Annotated in this window: 17 protein-coding genes; 13 read left to right on the top strand and 4 right to left on the bottom strand. The window is 43.1% G+C overall.

Annotation, left to right across the window (positions count from 1 at the left end; genetic code table 11):
• Positions 1-47 precede the first annotated feature (47 nt).
• From MKY14_RS22345 to groL, 5 genes are all read left to right on the top strand, one after another.
• Positions 48-533, top strand: a complete 486-nt coding sequence (locus MKY14_RS22345) for a MogA/MoaB family molybdenum cofactor biosynthesis protein (RefSeq protein ID WP_036676512.1) — start codon at positions 48-50, stop codon at positions 531-533.
• A gap of 139 nt (positions 534-672) precedes the next feature.
• On the top strand, positions 673-915 hold the full coding sequence (locus tag MKY14_RS22340; RefSeq protein WP_036676510.1) for a twin-arginine translocase TatA/TatE family subunit: 243 nt from the start codon (positions 673-675) through the stop codon (positions 913-915).
• A 143-nt stretch (positions 916-1,058) separates the two neighbouring features.
• Positions 1,059-1,826 (top strand): twin-arginine translocase subunit TatC, encoded by a 768-nt coding sequence (tatC, locus tag MKY14_RS22335; RefSeq protein ID WP_076129223.1) that lies wholly within the window; start codon positions 1,059-1,061, stop codon positions 1,824-1,826.
• 512 nt (positions 1,827-2,338) lie between these two features.
• Positions 2,339-2,620 (top strand): co-chaperone GroES, encoded by a 282-nt coding sequence (gene groES, locus MKY14_RS22330; RefSeq protein ID WP_036676506.1) that lies wholly within the window; start codon positions 2,339-2,341, stop codon positions 2,618-2,620.
• 78 nt (positions 2,621-2,698) lie between these two features.
• A complete protein-coding gene (groL, locus tag MKY14_RS22325; protein ID WP_076129222.1) occupies positions 2,699-4,330 on the top strand; it encodes a chaperonin GroEL in 1,632 nt (543 codons plus the stop codon).
• 138 nt (positions 4,331-4,468) lie between these two features.
• Here the strand turns inward: groL and MKY14_RS22320 are convergent, their stop codons facing one another.
• Entirely contained in the window at positions 4,469-5,446 is a 978-nt protein-coding gene (locus MKY14_RS22320; protein ID WP_076129221.1) for a tRNA dihydrouridine synthase, read from the bottom strand.
• Positions 5,447-5,710: 264 nt separating this feature from the next.
• Between MKY14_RS22320 and MKY14_RS22315 the strand changes: the two genes are divergently transcribed.
• The 4 genes from MKY14_RS22315 (at position 5,711) to MKY14_RS22300 (ending at position 11,895) form a co-directional block, all read left to right on the top strand.
• On the top strand, positions 5,711-8,647 hold the full coding sequence (locus tag MKY14_RS22315; protein ID WP_340977360.1) for an S-layer homology domain-containing protein: 2,937 nt from the start codon (positions 5,711-5,713) through the stop codon (positions 8,645-8,647).
• 141 nt (positions 8,648-8,788) lie between these two features.
• Complete coding sequence (locus MKY14_RS22310; RefSeq protein ID WP_036676501.1) at positions 8,789-9,997, top strand: MFS transporter; 1,209 nt, start codon at positions 8,789-8,791, stop codon at positions 9,995-9,997.
• A gap of 297 nt (positions 9,998-10,294) precedes the next feature.
• Positions 10,295-11,272, top strand: coding sequence for a ring-cleaving dioxygenase (locus MKY14_RS22305; RefSeq protein ID WP_076187299.1), 978 nt, complete (start codon positions 10,295-10,297; stop codon positions 11,270-11,272).
• 17 nt (positions 11,273-11,289) lie between these two features.
• Positions 11,290-11,895: a flavin reductase family protein gene (locus MKY14_RS22300; RefSeq protein ID WP_038568951.1), complete on the top strand. Its 606-nt coding sequence runs from the start codon at positions 11,290-11,292 to the stop codon at positions 11,893-11,895.
• 67 nt (positions 11,896-11,962) lie between these two features.
• Here MKY14_RS22300 and MKY14_RS22295 read toward each other — a convergent pair whose 3' ends face one another.
• Together MKY14_RS22295 and MKY14_RS22290 are read right to left on the bottom strand one after the other, a co-directional pair.
• Positions 11,963-12,871, bottom strand: coding sequence for a DMT family transporter (locus MKY14_RS22295; RefSeq protein ID WP_076305589.1), 909 nt, complete (start codon positions 12,869-12,871; stop codon positions 11,963-11,965).
• Between the two features lie 186 nt (positions 12,872-13,057).
• Complete coding sequence (locus MKY14_RS22290) at positions 13,058-13,597, bottom strand: NADPH-dependent FMN reductase (RefSeq protein ID WP_036676495.1); 540 nt, start codon at positions 13,595-13,597, stop codon at positions 13,058-13,060.
• A 281-nt stretch (positions 13,598-13,878) separates the two neighbouring features.
• Here MKY14_RS22290 and MKY14_RS22285 point away from each other — a divergent pair, with 281 nt between their 5' ends.
• The 3 genes from MKY14_RS22285 to MKY14_RS22275 all read left to right on the top strand — a co-directional run bounded on the left by MKY14_RS22285 (position 13,879) and on the right by MKY14_RS22275 (position 17,548).
• Positions 13,879-14,331, top strand: coding sequence for a MarR family winged helix-turn-helix transcriptional regulator (locus MKY14_RS22285; protein ID WP_036676493.1), 453 nt, complete (start codon positions 13,879-13,881; stop codon positions 14,329-14,331).
• 11 nt (positions 14,332-14,342) lie between these two features.
• A complete protein-coding gene (locus tag MKY14_RS22280; protein ID WP_076130619.1) occupies positions 14,343-15,554 on the top strand; it encodes an MFS transporter in 1,212 nt (403 codons plus the stop codon).
• Between the two features lie 224 nt (positions 15,555-15,778).
• Positions 15,779-17,548: a M3 family oligoendopeptidase gene (locus MKY14_RS22275; protein ID WP_248547905.1), complete on the top strand. Its 1,770-nt coding sequence runs from the start codon at positions 15,779-15,781 to the stop codon at positions 17,546-17,548.
• Here the strand turns inward: MKY14_RS22275 and MKY14_RS22270 are convergent.
• Entirely contained in the window at positions 17,545-19,122 is a 1,578-nt protein-coding gene (locus MKY14_RS22270) for a bifunctional metallophosphatase/5'-nucleotidase (RefSeq protein ID WP_340977358.1), read from the bottom strand. The two genes, MKY14_RS22275 and MKY14_RS22270, sit on opposite strands and share 4 nt — an antisense overlap.
• A gap of 177 nt (positions 19,123-19,299) precedes the next feature.
• Between MKY14_RS22270 and MKY14_RS22265 the strand changes: the two genes are divergently transcribed.
• Positions 19,300-20,277 (top strand): phosphate/phosphite/phosphonate ABC transporter substrate-binding protein, encoded by a 978-nt coding sequence (locus MKY14_RS22265; RefSeq protein WP_038568963.1) that lies wholly within the window; start codon positions 19,300-19,302, stop codon positions 20,275-20,277.
• Positions 20,278-20,309 lie beyond the last annotated feature (32 nt).

Below are 20,309 nucleotides of genomic sequence, written 5' to 3'. Positions count from 1 at the left end.
GCTGAACTGTACAGCCAACTATACATATAGAGAGGAAGGACAAACCTATGGCGTGGAAGACAGCAATCCTAACGGCCAGTGATAAAGGGGCCAGGGGCGAACGGGAAGACACGAGCGCCCAGGTTATTCGGGAGCTGGTGGAAGAGGAACTAGGTGGCGAGATCATTGAATATCGAATCGTTCCCGATGAACAAGATGAGATTATCGCAGCCTTGATTGAACTGACGGACTATTTTCAGGCAGATTTGGTACTGACCACCGGAGGCACAGATCTGGCGATTCGTGATGTGACCCCGGATGCTACTCGGCGAGTGGTAGAACGGGAAGTGCCTGGGCTCTCAGAAGCTATGCGAAGCACAGTGATGCAAAAAAACCGTGCAGCTATGCTTTTTCGTGGGATATGCGGCATTCGCGGTCGCACGTTGATTGTCAATTTACCTGGAACGCCGAAGGGTGTTCATGAGAATCTGGCAGCTATTATGGATCAATTACCGGAAGCACTGCTCATGGTAACTGGCCAATACCGCCAATAACCCTTTGTCATCTTCTTGTCACGTCACAATGATAATCTATTTATAGAAGAAAGTGGATGTAACTGTGACATAAGTTATGGTATTATTAAATTAAAGTAAACGATACCATGAACGGACAGGTGGACAAGGAGGAATAATAATGTTTAGTGGAATTGGTACTCCTGGTATTATTTTGTTGGTCATACTGGCACTTCTGCTCTTTGGCCCAAATAAACTGCCAGAGCTAGGCCGTGCAGTTGGACGAACCTTCCGTGAATTTAAGGAAGGCGCGCGTGAAATCATCGGGGATAATGAACCGGTGAAGAAGAGCGAAGCTCCTGTGCCGACGGCCCCGCAAACGGTCGCTGCAGATATTCCTCAGGACAAACGCCTGCCGGAATAATAGAAGATCTTTCAATGGGGCATTCTCAGGAGTCTACTAGACTTGAGGAGACGCCCCTTTTTCTTTGCTTTCCGCAGCAACGGACACTGCTTTGAAGAAAGTTAGTGTTATCTTTTTTACTCTTGTCATGGGATGGTGTCTGGATGTCTCTGAAATCGGAAGAAATGTCGGTGGTGGATCATCTCACCGAGCTGCGCAAACGGATTATTTATGTGTTAGTCGTATTTGTCCTTGGATTAATTGGCGGTTTATTTTGTGCAAAGCCTATTTACGATTATTTGATTAGCACGGACCTGGCGCAAGGTTTTGTTCTGCATGCATTCTCATTCTGGGATGGCATTGGGATGTACATGAAGATCGCGATGGCCGTTTCGCTAGTGATTTCTGTCCCGTTTATTGCCTACCAGCTGTGGGCATTTATCAGTCCGGGCCTGCGGCCGGAGGAGCGAAGTGCGACACTTCGTTATGTTCCCTATGTGTTTGTTCTTTTCCTTATCGGTCTTTCTTTTGCTTATTATATTGTTTTTCCAATGGCACTCTCGTTCACGATCTCAATTACCAGAAGCATGGGACTGGAAGAGACCTACGGGATTGCACAGTATTTTAACTTCATGTTCAGCCTGGTATTGCCGCTGGCATTGCTGTTTGAACTTCCATTGCTGGTGATGTTTCTGACCAAACTAAGAGTACTCAACCCGCTACGCTTGCGTAAAATGCGTCGGTACGCCTATTTCACGCTTGTTTTTATTGCTGTAGTTATCACGCCCCCGGATTTTATCTCAGACTTTCTGGTGACGATTCCACTGCTCATTTTGTATGAGTTCAGTGTATTTTTATCTGCATTTGTCTATCGCAAGCAACTTGCTGCGGACGCGGCACGGGATGAACGGTATGTTCAGAAGCAGGAGTGAGGAGAGAGGCTGCCGCTAAGTAGATTTTCTACGAATGTGGCAGCTTTTTTGCTATAAGTTGATTTCATTAGTTGGATTGAATACACTTAGTAAGTAATTGTTATCGATCGATCAGGATCATTAGATGCAAAGGTCTAACCATTCTAGCAACGTTCATATCTATAAGGGGTGAGAGGAAAGCGCTGGAATCCTACGCATATTTTCAAAACCCGTGGATACAATGTAATAGAGTGTGTGCTTGGACAAGCATTGAAACGTATTTTTTTGCGAAAACTAATACGAATTTGTGTAAAAAGACTTGAAATCCGGGCTCAAGTTGAGTATCATAAAAATTGTTGTTAGCACTGCACGCTGTTGAGTGCTAACGCTCTTGAAAAATAGGAGATGGGCTGGAGATTAGCAGGGTTCCATTGATATTTTTCAAGAACATCACAGCATTCTAAGTTTGACCGGTAAGTTCTAAACTATGTTTTGAAGCAAAATAACATAATTTTAAAGGAGGCTATTTTTTCATGATCAAACCATTAGGTGAACGCGTATTGGTGCTACCGAGCGAGCAGGAGGAAACAACTTCATTCGGGATTGTGCTTCCGGACTCCTCGAAAGAAAAGCCACAAGAAGGAACTATTATTGCAGTAGGCAGCGGAGCTTTGAAAGATGGAGTACGTGTAGCACTTGAAGTTAAAGAAGGCGACCGTGTTCTTTTCTCAAAATATGCAGGAACAGAAATCAAATATGAAGGTAAAGAATATTTGATTATGAAAGAAAGCGACATTCACGCGATTCTTGACTAAGCAAGAGTCGATCATAAGCTAAATCTAAACTACTTAAAGTAATATGATATACAAAAAATTCTAGGAGGTAATTACACAATGGCTAAAGAAATTAAATTCAGTGAAGAAGCTCGCCGTTCTATGCTTCGTGGTGTAGATGCTCTGGCAAACGCGGTAAAAGTTACACTTGGACCAAAAGGCCGCAACGTGGTGCTTGAGAAGAAATTTGGTAGCCCACTCATCACTAACGATGGTGTAACGATCGCTAAAGAAATCGAACTTGAAGATGCATTCGAGAACATGGGTGCTCAACTGGTTAAAGAAGTTGCTACTAAGACTAATGATGTAGCCGGTGACGGTACTACAACTGCAACGGTTCTGGCTCAAGCTATGATCCGCGAAGGTCTGAAGAACGTAACTGCTGGTGCTAACCCAATGGTTATCCGTAAAGGTATCGACAAAGCGGTTCGTGCAGCTGTTGAAGAATTGCAAAAAATCGCTAAGCCTATCGAAGATTCCCAAGCTATCGCTCAAGTAGCTGCTATCTCTGCTGCTGACGATGAAGTAGGTCAATTGATCGCTGAAGCTATGGAAAAAGTAGGAAAAGACGGTGTTATCACTGTTGAAGAATCCCGTGGATTCGCTACTGAGCTTGAAGTAGTAGAAGGTATGCAATTCGACCGTGGTTACATTTCCCCATACATGATTACTGATACAGACAAAATGGAAGCTGTTTTGGAGAATCCATACATCTTGATCACTGATAAAAAAATCAGCAGCACTCAAGAAATTCTTCCATTGCTTGAAAAAATCGTTCAACAAGCTAGACCGCTTGTTATTATCGCTGAAGATATCGAAGGCGAAGCACAAGCTATGCTGATCGTGAACAAACTGCGTGGAACATTCAACGCTGTTGCTGTTAAAGCTCCTGGCTTTGGCGACCGTCGTGAAGCTATGCTGCAAGATATCGCTGCCCTGACTGGTGGCCAAGTGATCACTGAGAAGCTCGGTCTTGATCTGAAGAGCACTTCCATTGAACAACTGGGTAACGCACGTCAAGTACGCGTAACTAAAGAAAACACAACAATCGTAGACGGAAGCGGCGACAAAGCGGACATCAATGCACGCGTTAGCCAAATCCGTGCTCAACTGGAAGAAACAACTTCCGAGTTCGACAAAGAGAAATTGCAAGAGCGTCTGGCTAAATTGGCTGGCGGCGTAGCCGTTGTCAAAGTTGGCGCTGCAACTGAAACTGAACTTAAAGAGCGCAAACTTCGCATCGAAGATGCCCTGAACGCAACTCGCGCAGCGGTTGAAGAAGGTATCGTATCCGGTGGGGGTACAGCTCTTGTGAACGTATATAACGCTGTTGCTGCTGTAGACGTAACTGGCGACGAGAAAACAGGCGTTAACATCGTGCTTCGCGCGTTGGAAGAGCCAATTCGCACCATCGCAGCTAACGCTGGTCAAGAAGGTTCCGTAATCGTGGACCGCTTGAAAAAAGAAGAAGTAGGTATCGGCTACAACGCTGCTACTGGTGAATGGGTGAACATGTTCGAAGCGGGTATCGTTGACCCTGCTAAAGTAACTCGTTCCGCGCTTCAAAATGCTGCATCCGTAGCTGCTATGTTCTTGACTACTGAAGCAGTTATCGCTGACAAGCCTGAGCCTGAAAAAGGCGGCGGCATGCCAGATATGGGCGGCATGGGTGGAATGGGCGGCATGATGTAAGGAAATCATTATCGAAGCAATTCGATGATGAGTTTCCTTGAGAGGAAACACCATTTGACCACATAGTACAAAAATGAGAGACCTTTCATAAGTTCATTGAACTTTTGAGAGGTCTCTCATTTTTTTTGTGGGTATAATTTAATCTAATTCTTGCTCTAAAACAGTTTTTACTAAACGACGTACTTCATCAGTTGATCTTGTATCCATTAATTGGTTTCTTAGTTCGCCTGCACCTCTAAATCCACGAACATAGATTTTGAAAAAGCGAAGAAGTGGTTTAAATAAACGTGGCTCAAGTTCATTTGAATATTTATCGTGAAGATCCAACTGTAAAAGAAGTAAATTGAGAAAATCCTTCGCGCTGTGTTCTTTAGGTTCTTTTTCAAAGGCAAATGGATTGGTGAAAATGCCGCGGCCAATCATGACTCCATCAACGCCGTATTGTTCTACTAATTTTAATCCTGTTGCGCGGTCAGGAATATCTCCATTAATAGTTAACAACGTATTTGGAGCAATTTCATCGCGTAATTTTTTTATTTCAGGGATTAGTTCCCAGTGTGCCTCTACTTTACTCATCTCTTTTTTTGTACGAAGGTGAATGGAAAGGTTCGCAATATCTTGTTTCAATATATGTCCTAGCCAGTCGCGCCACTCGTCAATATCAGAGTATCCTAATCTTGTTTTAACACTAACCGGCAATCCACCTGCTTTTGCTGCTTGAATAATTTCTGCTGCAACTTCAGGATGTTTTATTAATCCAGCACCTTTTCCATTCGATGCGACGTTTTGTGCTGGGCACCCCATGTTTAAATCGATACCACGAAAACCAAGTTTTTTCATATCAATGCTCATCTGTTCAAAAAATACGGGTTTATCACCCCAAATATGAGCGACAATCGGTTGCTCATCTTCTGTGAACGTTAATCGACCACGTACACTGTCTTTTCCTACAGGGTGACAATAGCTTTCTGTATTTGTGAATTCTGTGAAAAATACGTCGGGTTTTGCAGCTTCACTAACGACGTGCCGAAATACAACATCTGTGACATCTTCCATGGGCGCTAATATAAAAAACGGCTTCGGTAAATCAAGCCAAAAGTTTTGTTCGTTACTCATATTATCTCCTCTTGTTGTAATATATAAAAACGATATAAGGATAGCAAAGTCCTATACCCATCATACATAGTATCATTTTTTTTCGTTTGATGCACAGAATCAATGATATGAGAATGTTCATCCATGGCTATTTGTTTATAATCTGTTTATTGATACTTGTTATAATCCTGTAGATGAAAAGTTTGTAATATAAAGTCGAATCGTGTTAACGAATCGATTATAGACAAACGACATTACGCATCCAAAGAACAGGGGGATAAGCAAGTGAACAAAAAGCAATGGATAAGCTCTATATTGGCTGCTGCTGTATTATCAAGCCCTATCATTATGCCGACCAAAGGATCGGCAGCGGCTTCCTTTATTGATATTGATGGCTCATATGCAAAGAAAGCGATTGTTGAGCTATTCGATCAGGGGATAGTGACTGGTGTCGGAGAGAGTAAGTTCTATCCTACGTCGAATATTACAAGGCAGGATTTTGCAATTATTTTAGCAAAGACATTAAAGCTGGATGTTTCAAACCCTCCTGCACTGCCAACCTTTCTGGACGTTCCCACAAGCAACTACGCATACAGCTATGTAGAGGCAGCTGTCAAAGCCGGATTGATTAAGGGTACAGGCAGTAATCTTTTCGGTACGGGGCAAAATTTATCACGTCAGGATATGGTCGTCATGTTCGTGAGAGCATTGGGAGTCAATCCTACGGGTAAAGCTGGAACTTTGCAATTTGCTGATAGTAGCCAAATTGCTGATTATTCCAAAGATTTTATAGCTGCTGCTGTGGAATATGGATTGATTACCGGATATAATAATTTTTTTAATCCTGATGCCAAAGTAGATCGTCAGGCCGTAGCTCTAGTAGCCTCTAAGTTTCTGAAGTTTAAGGAGAACGGAAACACTGAGCAGCCCGCCTCCACCCCAACTGCTCAACCGAGTAAAGAGCCGGTAACAGTGCCTACTCCTGTTGTTGGAGGGTCTTCCTCTTCGCAAAGTGAGCATAGCAGCAATTCAGATACAAATGCACCTATGGTTGAAAGTACCAAGTTCGAGGCGATCGATAACTACAACGGGACACAAGATCAGCTTCGCGGGTTAGCGGGAGCCATTGGCGAGCAAGGAGCAGCGGTACAAGCCTACCTGTGGACGGATGCGAATGAGAACGGTGAAGTAGATGCCGATGAGTTAGGAACAGCCATCGCATTAGGCACCAGTGGAGCAGACGGATCTGTGAGTGCGGCCGATATTGGGGATCTGAACGCAGGAACGTATCGTTTCGTGATTACCGCTAAGGATTCATCCAATAATGAATCAGCGAAGAACGCTGCCCATGCGGTTACGGTGACCTTAAGCAAAAACGAAGTTCCGGATACGACTGCACCGGTAGTGGACGCAACTAAGTTCGAAGCGATCGACAACTACAACGGGACACAAGATCAGCTTGGCGGGTTAGCGGGAGCCATCGGCGAGCAAGGAGCAGCAGTACAAGCCTACCTGTGGACGGATGCGAATGAGAACGGTGAAGTAGATGCCGATGAGTTAGGAACAGCCATCGCATTAGGCACCAGCGAAGCAGACGGATCTGTGAATGCGGCCAATATTGGGGATCTGAACGCAGGAACGTATCGTTTCGTGATTACCGCTAAGGATTCATTCAATAATGAATCAGCGAAGAACGCTGCACATGTGGTTACGGTGACCTTAAGCAAAAACGAAGTTCCGGATACGAGTGCACCGGTAGTGGACGCAACTAAGTTCGAGGCGATCGACAACTACAATGGGACACAAGATCAGCTTCGCGGGTTAGCGGGAGCCATCGGGGAGCAAGGAGCAGCGGTACAAGCCTACCTGTGGACGGATGCGAATGAGAACGGTGAAGTAGATGCCGAAGAATTAGGAACAGCCATCGCATTAGGCACTAGTGCAGCAGACGGATCTGTGAATGCGGCCAATATTGGGGATCTGAACGCAGGAACGTATACTTTTGTGATTACCGCTAAGGATTCATCCAATAATGAATCGGCGAAGAACGCTGCACATGCGGTTACGGTGACCTTAAGCAAAAACGAAGTTCCGGATACGACTGCACCGGTAGTGGACGCAACCAAGTTCGAGGCGATCGACAACTACAACGGGACACAAGATCAGCTTGGCGGGTTAGCGGGAGCCATCGGCGAGCAAGGAGCAGCAGTACAAGCCTACCTGTGGACGGATGTGAATGAGAACGGTGAAGTAGATGCCGATGAGTTAGGAACAGCCATCGCATTAGGCATCAGTGAAGCAGACGGATCTGTGAGTGCGGCCGATATTGGGGATCTGAACGCAGGAACGTATCGTTTCGTGATTACCGCTAAGGATTCATCCAATAATGAATCGGCGAAGGACGCTGCCCATGCGGTTACGGTGACCTTAAGCAAAAACGAAGTTCCGGATACGAGTGCACCGGTAGTGGACGCAACCAAGTTCGAGGCGATCGACAACTACAACGGGACACAAGATCAGCTTCGCGGGTTAGCGGGAGCTATTGGGGAGCAAGGAGCAGCGGTACAAGCCTACCTGTGGACGGATGCGAATGAGAACGGTGAAGTAGATGCCGACGAATTAGGAACAGCCCTCGCATTAGGCACTAGTGCAGCAGATGGAGCTGTGAGTGCGGCCAATATTGGGAATCTGAACGCAGGAACGTATCGTTTCGTGATTACCGCTAAGGATTCATCCAATAATGAATCAACGAAGAACGCTGCGCATGCGGTTACGATTGAGCTTGTTTATGGTATTCTGACCACACCTACGGTTACTAGCTCTATATATGGCTTTGACGGAGGTGGCGGTTCAAAAACAAAACAACTGATAACGGGTTCTACACAATCGCGCATTCGCTTCGACTTTTTCTCCGGAGAAAGCTTTACGAATGCTGAAATTCAGGTAACGCTGGAAGGCATTACCTTTACCACAAACGACTATTATACCATTAGTGGATGGACACATCCGACGAGTGATCAAATTAGCAATAATGGGCATACGTTAACTTTCACAGGAAGTAACATAGGTGTTTCGGATATCGCTTTTGAACTTCATAATAAAGTGATGCCGGCACCCGGGACCTATCTCATTAAGTTCAAAGCAGATGCGGATGGACCTGGAACAGCCAGATCTTATTCCGAGGAACAAGTCATTACCTTAATTATTTTGCCACCGGCTTAAACTAGAAGCTTCTCATGAGTTCTTTGAACTTGTGGGAAGCTTCTTTTTTATGAAAAATAGGATTGCTCAATATAGTCTAAATGAGTATTATGAGTAAGGTATGTTCATATAAAAATAGAGATAAACAGGATGGAGAGCACCATGAAAACAACACGTCAGAACGCATTGATTTTCTCGTTTACTTTTATGGCTTTTATTCTGGGTACGACGGAGTATATTATTGTTGGTTTACTCTCTGAAATATCCTCAAGCCTCGGAGTTACGCTTGCGACAGCCGGGGGATTGGTATCTGGCTTCGCGATTTCTTATGCCATTGGCACACCAATTATGATGTCCTTGTGCAGCCGTGTTCCGAAACGGATTACGATTCTTGTATCACTTGTATTGATTTTACTGCTAAATTTGTGGAGTGCTGTAACTGGAACTTACAGTATGCTGCTGGTGACTAGAATAGTTACTGCCATACTATGTGGCTTTGTTCTTTCTGTAGCCATTACGGTAGCGAATGAAGCGGTTGATCAGGAGAAGAGAGGCAAAGCGATTGCTACAATTTTGAGTGGTTTTGCTATTGCGAATGTTTTTGGTGTGCCGATCGGTACTTTCGTCGGGCAGTTTTTTAATTGGCCAGCAGCGTTTGTTCTGAATGGGATATTAGCTGGAGTTGCCATAGTCCTAAATTATATCTATATTCCACGCCAATTACCGAAACCTGTGCCTAGCTCACTCAAGGATCAGATCGGACTGCTCACAAACGGCCGCATTATTCTTGCATTTCTCATTCCGGTTACGGCAGTGGGAGCCGTATTTGTGATGTACACTTACATTACGCCTATTCTGGAGCAAGTCATGAACGTTCCTAAAAGCTCGGTTAGCGGTGTGCTGTTTGTATACGGAATTGCCACGATTGTCAGCAACTGGATTGGTGGCAAGGTTGCGACCGGTAATGCGGTTAGTAAGCTGAGATTCGTGTTCCTTATCCAAGCTGTGGTCTATGTTATCTTTAGTATGACCGCATCTGTTTCCATTCTAGGAATGATTGTGCTAATGGCTCTAGCCATGATGTCGAGTATTGTGAGCGCCCCTGCGCAGCTCTATTTGATTGACTTAGCTAAGCAGTTCTCACCAAAAACGAAGGATCTTGCTGCCTCATTGAATCCAGTAGCCTCAAACCTGGGAATTGCAGGCGGGTCCGCGATCGGTGGAGTGGTTGCCGGGCATGGAGGATTAATCTCTCTTCCTGTAGCTGCTGCCATCCTGGCGATATTGGCCTGTGTGATTACGTTGATATGTTATAAGATGGATCATCAAAGCCAAGCAGCGGTCATCACTCAGCATCATAACTTAACCTAATGAGATGATATAAAATATCCCGGCTTCATACGAGTTCATTGAACTTGTGTGGAGCCTTTTTTATATGGAAAGCTTCAAAGCGTTGACTTCCTACAGATTCAGTGCTAAACTTATCTTAAGTTAAAGATATTTAAAGTGAAGATAAAAACTCGATGCTATCCACCAAAGAGCTTGTACAGTAGAAAAAGATCTTTTTTTTAAGTGATATCTTAACATTAAGATAATTAAACTAAACCTTTTTGTTCTTGGGAATTATATTAGGAGTCAAAATCAACTAAACATTAGGAGTGTATAACAATGAGAAACTTAAAAGGGATTCACCACGTTACAGCCATCACAAGCAGCGCAGAGAAAAATTACGAGTTTTTTACTTACGTGTTAGGTATGCGTCTAGTGAAGAAAACAGTTAATCAAGATGATATTCAGACGTATCATTTGTTTTTTGCAGATGATAAGGGCAGCGCCGGAACAGATATGACCTTCTTTGATTTTCCTAACATCCCTAAAGGGGTTCATGGAACTAACGAGATTGCGAAAACATCCTTCCGGGTACCAACAGATGCTTCATTAGACTACTGGGTTAAGCGTTTTGATCGGCTTGCAGTGAAGCATACCGGCATTAAAGAGCAATTCGGCAAAAAGACATTATCCTTCGTAGATTTCGATGATCAACAGTATCAACTTATTTCAGATGAATTGAATAAAGGTGTCGTATCAGGTACACCGTGGCAAAAAGGACCTATCCCTTTGGAGTATGCAATAACTGGCTTGGGACCGATCTTTGTACGAATTGCTGATTTCAACTACTTCAAAGAAGTATTGGAGAAAGTGATGTTGTTTAAAGAAATTGCTCAGGAAGAGACGTATCATTTATTTGAAGTTGGCGAAGGCGGAAACGGTGCACAAATTATTGTAGAGCATAATGAGTTCTTACCGAATTCACGCCAAGGTTTTGGGACTGTTCACCATGCTGCTTTCCGTGTAGAGGATCGTGCGATGCTGGACGAGTGGACAGAGCGTTTTGAAGGCTTTGGATTCCAAACTTCAGGATATGTAGATCGTCACTTCTTCGAGTCGTTGTATACACGTGTTGCACCACAAATATTGTTTGAGCTTGCCACTGACGGGCCAGGATTTATGGGAGATGAGGAATATGAGACCGTTGGCGAGAAGCTTTCTTTGCCACCTTTCTTGGAACCTAAACGTGAGCAAATTGAGAAGTTAGTCCGTCCTATTGATACCGTTAGAAGTACGATCGACTTTGTGAAAGAGTGAAGAAGGGGCTGAGGAAATTGATTTCAATTGATCCAAAGCACAACAGTGAACGGGAAAATTACAAATTATTAATTGGCACTATTATTCCTAGGCCAATAGCCTTTGTCACAACACAATCAGAAGAGGGTCTCTTAAATGGTGCACCTTTTAGCTATTTTAATATCGTTTCGTCCAATCCTCCAATGGTTTCATTGGCTATTCAAAGACCGGCAGGTCGTTTAAAAGATACAGCCCGTAATATTTACGATAATCAACAGTTTGTTGTGCATATTGTAGATGAGGAGAATGTTGCGAAGATCAATCAGACTGCAGCCACATTACCTGCTTCTGAAAGTGAAATTGAATTGGCGAATCTTACACCGATTCAAAGTACAAGTGTAGCTGTGCCTGGCGTTTTGGAAGCGAAGGTGCGGATGGAGTGCAAGCTTGTTCAAGCAATTCCTCTAGGGGGCGAAGAACCTGGGAGTGACTTGTTTATTGGCGAAATTGTTCAATTCCATATCGATGAATCGATCTATCAGGAGGGGCATATTGACCCGAGAGTTCTAAACGCTGTGAGCCGTTTGGCGGGAAATAATTACGCAACCCTTGGAGAGATTTTTACAATAGATAGGCCGGAATAAGCAACTATAGAATAGACCTGCTAGTAAGCAATGAAGCCTACTTAGCAGGTCTTTTTGTGTACCGAAGCTACAGCTCGTCCGCAACCCCCAACAAAGCAATCCCTAGAATCACAACGATAATAACGGCATATTGTGCCTTGCTTAGTTTTTCTTTGAGGAAGATTCGCGATAATATTACGGAAAAAATGCTGTATGAAGCAATAAGTGGTGCCGCGATAATCGCGTTGCTGGACATAGCAAATACGTAGAAGAATTGTCCGGTCGTTTCCAGAATGGCTGCGAAGCCCTTATCCCGTTCTTTAAATAGGTTGAACTTTACCTTTTTAAAAAATTTCAGGTATGTAAAAGACAAGATAGCACATATAAAGAAGGTGTATTCATACGCGAGCAGAGCTGCTTTTTCGCTAATCAGGCTGAGTTCATCCAAATAAATAGCATCGGCAAAGGTGCCAAGTCCATCGATTAGGCAGTATAGGATTGGAAAAATGATGGCGATCACGCCAATCTGATATTTTTTATCAATCTGTGTGGTGCTCTTTTGAAGCGCTTGGTGTTCTGCTTTCTTTTCCAAGATGGCGATCCCGATAATGCCCAAGGTGATAACGGCAACACCAACGATTTCAAGCGCCCCTAGCTCATGGGTGAAAAAGATAAATAATAATATCGTCGTTACAGCGCCAGATGAATTTTGTACGGGGGAGGCAATGGATAACTCAATATATCTGAGTCCAATATAACCAACTGCCATCGACAGGATATAGAGTGCAGACACAGGGAAATATCGGATTAAGTCCATAGGATCAAAGGTTAATCCTTGAATGAGCATATAAGCTGTTGCGTGAATACCCATGACTATCCCCACGATAATGACAATCTTAATATGGCTATACCGATCCTGACTATCGGTCCCCTTTTTATAAAATAAGTCAGCCCCTCCCCAAGCGAAGGCTGTTAATAATGCAAACATAAACCACATAATCATTGCTCCTTGCTGTAGATTAAAATCCCCGCCGATTATACCAGATTAGATTCTACACAGGGTGCTCATTTCATCACACATAAAAAATACACCCTCTAGAATCGACCGGACAAACCAAAGGTTTATCAAATGTCTATTCTAAAGGGTGTACTTCATAACATAACAGAGGGGTAAGGCGCTATCTTAACGTAGAGTTTTCAATGCGCCACTCCAAGCCAAGACTTGATCCAGCATCCCATTAAGATTGGTAAGATGCAGATCCGCTGGTTTAAACACAGTTCCGTTCTCGAAATCAGTGAACAGTGACAATGCAGGGTGTACACGAACGTCTGCTACAGATAGTTCTCCCAAGATTCCGCGTAGATGTTCAGCTGCACGAGCGCCCCCTACGGAACCATAACTTACGATACCTGCTGCTTTATTATTCCAAGCTTCACGGGCATAATCGAGCGCATTTTTCAGTGATGCAGAAATACTGTGGTTATATTCTTGTACGATAAATACGAAACCGTCTAGTGTAGCAAGTTTAGTGTTCCATGCTGTTGCTTGTTCAGTTGCATCAGCCTCACCCAATAGTGGAAGCTTGAAATCTGCAATATCTATGATCTCATAATTAGCATCCCCGCGTGCATCCGCAATCTTTTTAACCCATTCTCCTACTTGCGGGCTTAAACGACCTTGACGAGTACTTCCGAGAATAATACCGATGTTTAATTTTGACATTGTTTGTTCCTCCTCAATTTTTGTTCTACCAAATAGTTTGTCTAGAAATCCCATGAAGTACACAACCTTTAAAAATTATTTATCTCAAGAGTAGTAAACTCTGGTTGTCTTTAAGTTAAGTATCTTTAAGATGAGATAATAATACCGCACATAGTGTGCTTTGTCAAGCAACTTTATAATAGTTAGTTTATAGCTTTGCTTCACCTTTACAAAATTAGTTGTTAGGAATATAATTGTTTAAGCAACTATTAAAACAGTGTTAATTGAGAAGGGATACGATCATGACGACAAAGCATAACCAATCCGAGCTTACGTTAGGATTTATGATGGGCACGACTTATCGTAAATTAAGCATGTTATTTCAAAGTGGGCTGAAAGAACATGATATAACACCGGAGCAATGGTCAGTCCTTTTTCATATTGACAGAACGGAAGGTTTGATTCAGAAGGACATTGCTAAGCGCTCTGGTAAGGATAAGCCAACTACAACGCGAATTCTGGATCATTTGGAAGGAAAGGGACTGATCTATAAAAGAACCGGTGAGAACGATCGGCGTTCTTTTAAAGTCTATATTACGGAAAAAGGAAGGTCTCTGGTGAAGGAAACCGTTCCTATTGAAGATAAGGTGACAGAAGAGATTATGAACTGTATTTCTAGTAAGGAATATGAGTTGCTCATGGAATTGCTGCTAAGAATAAACAATCATGTAGATCAAATAACAGATGGAGAGTAGGAAGGCAAGTTATGTTAGAACAACAAGAACTACGTACGAAATTATGGACCAAATCTTTTATTGCTTTAACGATTAGTGCTTTATTTTTATTTATGAATTTACAGATGTTGTTATCTTCGTTTCCGTCTTACGTAAAAAGCGAATTTCAGGCCGGAGATATTATGGTCAGCCTCGTTACCAGCGTCTTTGCATTAACTGCGATCGCTTCACGTTTTATGACCGCTTTTCTGATGCGAAAGGTTAGCCGCAATGTATTATTATATATTGGCTTAGCAATTGCCGCCGCTATTACCGGCCTTTATGTTGTAGCAGATTCTATCGGATCACTGCTGCTGATGCGTGTGGGCTATGGGATTGGATTCGGGATTGCCAGCACGATTATCCCAACGATTGTTTCACAGATTATTCCAAGCAAAAGAATGGGTGAAGGGATAGGTTATTTCGGTTTATCCACCAGCCTGGCGATGTCGATCGGTCCAATGATTGGCTTGAATGTGATGAAACAATCAGGTTTTGGAACACTGGCTATGATCGGTATGGTAACTTTACTTCTTGCTTTTCCAGTACTTTTATTTTCTCGTTCACTTCCAGCGCAACCGAAAAAAAAGCCTACCCCAACTCAAAGCGAATCCACCAAACCTCTCAAGGTTCCGTTTAATACAAAGTTAGTATTGCCTGCCATTCTAAATGTCATGTTGGCAATTACCTACGGGGGATTGCTAAGCTTTATCGCTTTATTCGGCGAATCAGTTCATCTGGAGCAAGTGGGTTTGTTCTTTTTATTTAATGCGGTTACGATCATCATTATAAGACCTATCTCCGGCAGATTATTTGATAAAAGAGGACCAGCTTCTGTCCTAATCCCGGCGGCGGTTTGCGTCGTTGCAAGCTTAACTGTGCTTTCTTATACTACCTCTATGCCAATGCTCATCGTTTCTGCACTGCTATATGGACTTGGCTTCGGCGCTATTCAGCCAACGATCCAGGCTTGGATGCTTCGCACCTCAACTCCAGCACAATATGGTATGGCCAACAGTATGTTCTATAACTCAACGGATTTGGGTGTAGCCAGCGGAGCCATTATTCTGGGGGCAATCTCGGCAGCAACTGATTATGGGATAATGTATCGTTATTCGGCTGGGTTTATGGTGTTGTTCCTTATCGTGTATGTGGGAATTCAGATTAACAAGGCTAGAGTGAATCCATCAACCTTAAGTCAATAGGGTTCGGAGATTAAGCCAATCTTTATCTGCTATTCATATTATTTTAAGCTAAGAGGGTTATAGTAATCACATAACCCCCTTATAATATAGACTTTGACCCTGCCGGACGTTGGCAGGGTCCTTTTTTTGTGTATGAAGAGAAGAAGTACATTATGTCGATGCACTTTTCTGGCAGGATGGATTATGCTTAGAAGAATAGGAATCGAAGGGGGAGAGATTTGCGGATGAATATGACATGGAACTTAGATAGTTTATATCCTTCCTTTGAATCGGAGCAGTTAAAAAGGGATCGCAAGCTACTGGACCAGCATATACAAGATTTAAAGCGGTGGGCTGAGCACCATTTGAAAGTAAAAGACGTTACAGCCATGTCTGTGGAGGGCTTTTTAAGAATTTATAATGATTATAAAAGCATATATGTATGCTTGTTAGCTTATGCAGAGTTAACACTCAGCGCAGATCGTGGCTCCGAGGAAGCCATGAATCTTGCTGATGATATTGAGGAGGCCAATTCAGAAATCATCGGGGTAGTTGTGGCTTTTAAGCGCTGGTTTAGCACTTGTGATCATATGGATGAGCTTATCGTTAGCTCACCTTATCTAATGGAGCATCAATTTTATTTGCGAGAACTCCTGTTACAATCCCGCTATGAGTTAAGCGAAGAACTTGAAATGGCCATAGCCAAAATGCAGAGTACAGGATCCAAAGCATGGAGCAGACTGTATATGGAGAGGACTTCAAGTGCACTTGCAGATTTAGTGGTAGATGGGGAAACTAGACAAGTGACACTTGCGGAGCTAAGAAGTATGGCTTATGAGAATAATGCCAGCTTAAGAAAAGCTGCTTATGAAGCGGAGGCAGAAGCCTGTAGTCATATTGCTGAGGTCTGCGCAGCCAGCTTAAATGGCATTAGTGGTGAGGCGCTGACGATTTATGGCATGCGGGGTTATCAATCTTCTCTGGAAAAAGTGTTAATCGCTTCGAGAATGGACAGTGAGACTTTAGCCGCTATGCTCACTGCTCTTCGGGAGAGCCTGCCAGCCTTTCATACCTATTATCAAAAGAAAGCCGAGCTGCTGGGACATCCGGCAAAGCTGCCTTTTTACGATATTTTTGCACCAGTCGGTGTAGAAAACGGGAAAATTACATACGCTAACGCCAAAGATACAATCATCTCGAGTTTCGCAACCTTTAGTGAGGAACTGTCTTGTTTTGCTCAGAAGGCTTTTGATCAGCAATGGATTGATGCAGAACCTAGATCGGGCAAAGGGGGGTATGGACTTTGCATTGATATTTTTCCGATTGGCGAGAGCAGAATTATGACCCAGTTCACCGGAAATGCCATAGATATTAGTATCCTTGCCCATGAGCTCGGCCATGCCTATCATAGCTCCTGTCTGGCTAATGAAACGATGCTGAATACGGATTACCCGATTCCGATTGCTGAAACGGCTTCGATTTTTTGTGAGACGATAGTGAACCATACCATAATTACAAATTCAACGGAGAAGGAAGCTCTGCTTATTCTGGAGAGAAGTATTTCTGATGCCGGTTATTATCTTGTAGACTTTTATGCTCGTTATTTATTTGAGATCAAATTATATGAGAGAAGAGCATTAGGCCCGCTGTCTGTTCAAGAGCTAAATGAATTGATGATTGCCTGTATGGTGGAAGCCTATGGTGAGGGCATTGACCCGGGTACAATCCATCCGTACATGTGGATGAACAAAGCTGGATATTTTATGGCTAGTAATGAATTTTTGAATTTCCCGTATTCCTTTGGTTTGTTATTCTCTAAAGGACTGTACGCGGAATATTTAAAGAGGGGCGAAGAGTTCGCCCCTAAGTATCGCCAGTTCCTTAGGGATACCAGCAAACATAATATTGTTGATGTAGCAAAAACAATGGATCTAGATGTTCACTCCGTCGACTTCTGGAGAAGTGCATTGAAGCTAATAGAGAGCGACATTGGGGTGTTCATCGCTAAAGCCTAAACAACTCTCCAATTATGGTCACAGGTAGCTTCAATTTGGCCATGCTTTTCAATGTAGTCCGTGACAATTTCAGATATGTCGATCATAATTTCTTGAACAATCGCTTTACCCTTATACATCTCATAATCTCCGCCACCGCTGGCTCTATAATTGTTCATAACAACCTCATATTCTTTAGAGTCCTCTATAGGCTGACCTTGGTACAGCAGATGGAGGACTCTTTCGCCTGCAGGTCTAGCGGTATCAAGCTCGTATTGTATTCCTTCCCACATATCATAATTGTAATGCTGCGGTTTAGGCTCGATGTAGGCGGGGTTAACGATTATTATTCCGTTCTCGTCTTGTTGGAAATAGTTAGCGGTTTGTTCTAAGGCCTCTCTAATATCTTGTCCTGTCAGTCTTAGGACGGTTAAGGTGTTGGGATAAATGAAGTTCGATAAAATGTCTCTGCGTGTGATGGTTTCGCTGAAACCCTTGCAATCGTTACTGAGTAAGGCTGCTGTAGAAATATCTACGCCAGTAGCCTCCATTTGTACCTTATTCATAAATTCTATAAAAGGGTGGTCAGCTAAGCGGCATTCATCAGCACTGGAAATAGACAGGTCCCCGATAACCGTTCCTATTCTCTCATCCAGCCAAGTTTGTGTTTCTGATTCAAGAGTACTGCTCAGCTCTAGGATTATTTCATCTGCAGCTGTTGTCTCATTAACGTTAAGGAGCTCGGCATGTTTACGCTGAATCTTCCAGTGTGTATTTTCTTTTTGGAAAATAACCGAAATTTTACCGAGGGAAAGTCCATTACAACCAGGTTGTATGATTGTAACACCGTTCAACTCCCCAGCTATGGAGCGGTGCTGATGTCCGGTAATTAGCACATCTATGCCCTCTACCTCTGTACACATGGCGTAGGCTTGATTCTCCCCCGTTAGTCTTTCTACAGGTTCTCCACTGCTTAGATCGCGTTCGAATCCGCCGTGGTAAGCTACAACGAGCAGATCAGGCTGCTCTTCTGCCCGTATAATGGCACACCAATGCTTTACAGTCTCTAGCGAATCCTCAAATTGAAGCCCTTCAATATGGCTAGGGTTCTCCCAGTGGGGGATGTAATGCGTCGTAACCCCTAGAATGGCTACTTTGATTTTATCTACCCATTTGATGATATAGGGTTTACCAAAGGCGGGTTGATTTGTCGTGTTATCTATAATTCCAGCTGATAACCAAGGAAAGCGGGAATCCTGAACGGCTTTATTCAGCAGAGTTTTGCCAAAATTGAATTCATGGTTGCCAATAATTGCAGCGTCATATTTCAATTCATTTAGTGCAGCTATGCCCGGATTCAGCTCATTACTATAATGTGTAGCTGCATAATAAGTTAACGGTGTGCCTTGAATAAGATCACCGTTATCTATAAGGATCAGCTCAGGAGTATGGGATCTTTCTTGTTTAATGAGGGTAGCAATTGTTGCTAAGCCTGCTGGTCGTTTCTCCCCCGTGCGGTAATCGGCGGGCCCAAAATGTCCATGTAGATCACTTGTTACGAGGATTTCACAGGTTATTGAATTCTCTTTATTCATAGGTAGCCCCTCCTGATAATAAGTTCAGACCTCATTCTAGCAGATAATTTGGTAACTTTAAGAGATTGGAATAAATTTTACATATATTTGATGCTTGGTTGCTATTGATTTAATAAAACACATCTATAGTTTAGAAGTACTCAAAAATAAAAATAGAAAACAGTGGAGGTCTTTCGTTTGAGAAAAATCAGTAAATTCGTATTGCCGCTAATGATGTCTATTACATTGCTTAGTGGTTGTGGCGCTAACAACACTACAAATAATGCAAACCAAGGATCGACGGACGGGGCAAATGCACCGAAGGAAACGGCAGCTCCTGTAGCAGAGGGTTATGTTCCAGAGAAGCTTACTGTACAATTTGTTCCTTCTCAAAATGCAGATACGCTCGAAGCTAAAGCGAAACCTCTTGAAAAATTACTGGGTGACAAGCTCGGTATTCCTGTAGAAGTAAGTGTCTCTACTGATTACAACACCGTTATCGAAGCTATGGCCTCTAAAAAAGTGGATGTAGGTTTCCTTCCTCCAACTGCTTACGTGTTAGCTAAAGAAAAAGGAGCAGCTGAGGTTATTCTTCAGGCTCAACGTTTTGGTGTAAATGATGAAACCGGTGGTCCAACAGATGAATTAGCGGATTTCTATAAATCTATGATTATCGTCAAGAAAGATTCTGCGATCAAATCGGTTGCCGATTTGAAAGGTAAAAAAATTGCCTATCAAAACGTTACATCCTCAGCAGGTTTTGTATGGCCGGCTGCAACACTAATGGATGCAGGACTTGATCCGTTGAAGGATGTACAAGCCATTACGGTTAAAGGTCATGATCAAGGCGTGCTTGCTGTGCTGAATGGTGACGTAGATGCAGCAGCTATTTTCCAAGATGCCCGGAACACGGTCGTTAAGGATTATCCAAAAGTATTTGAAGATACTCAAGTTCTCGCCTTTACTGATAAAATTCCTAACGATACGATTTCGGTCCGTTCAGATATGAATAAAGAATGGATAGAAAAAATCCAGCAGGCATTCATTGATATCGCAGCTGACACAGAAGGCCATGAGATTATCAAAGACATTTACTCTCATGAAGGTTATGTGAAATCACAAGACAGCAACTTTGACATTGTTCGCGAATACAACAGTAAAGTAAAAACAGAGTAGAACAGGCCGTTCAAGGATACAACGATGTTGGT

Origin of the sequence: Paenibacillus sp. FSL R5-0887 (assembly GCF_038002305.1) — a bacterium.
In the GTDB taxonomy this organism is placed as follows: domain Bacteria; phylum Bacillota; class Bacilli; order Paenibacillales; family Paenibacillaceae; genus Paenibacillus_AQ; species Paenibacillus_AQ odorifer.
Note: the sequence above shows the minus strand (reverse complement) of the source record. Positions and strands in the feature narration are given on the sequence as shown.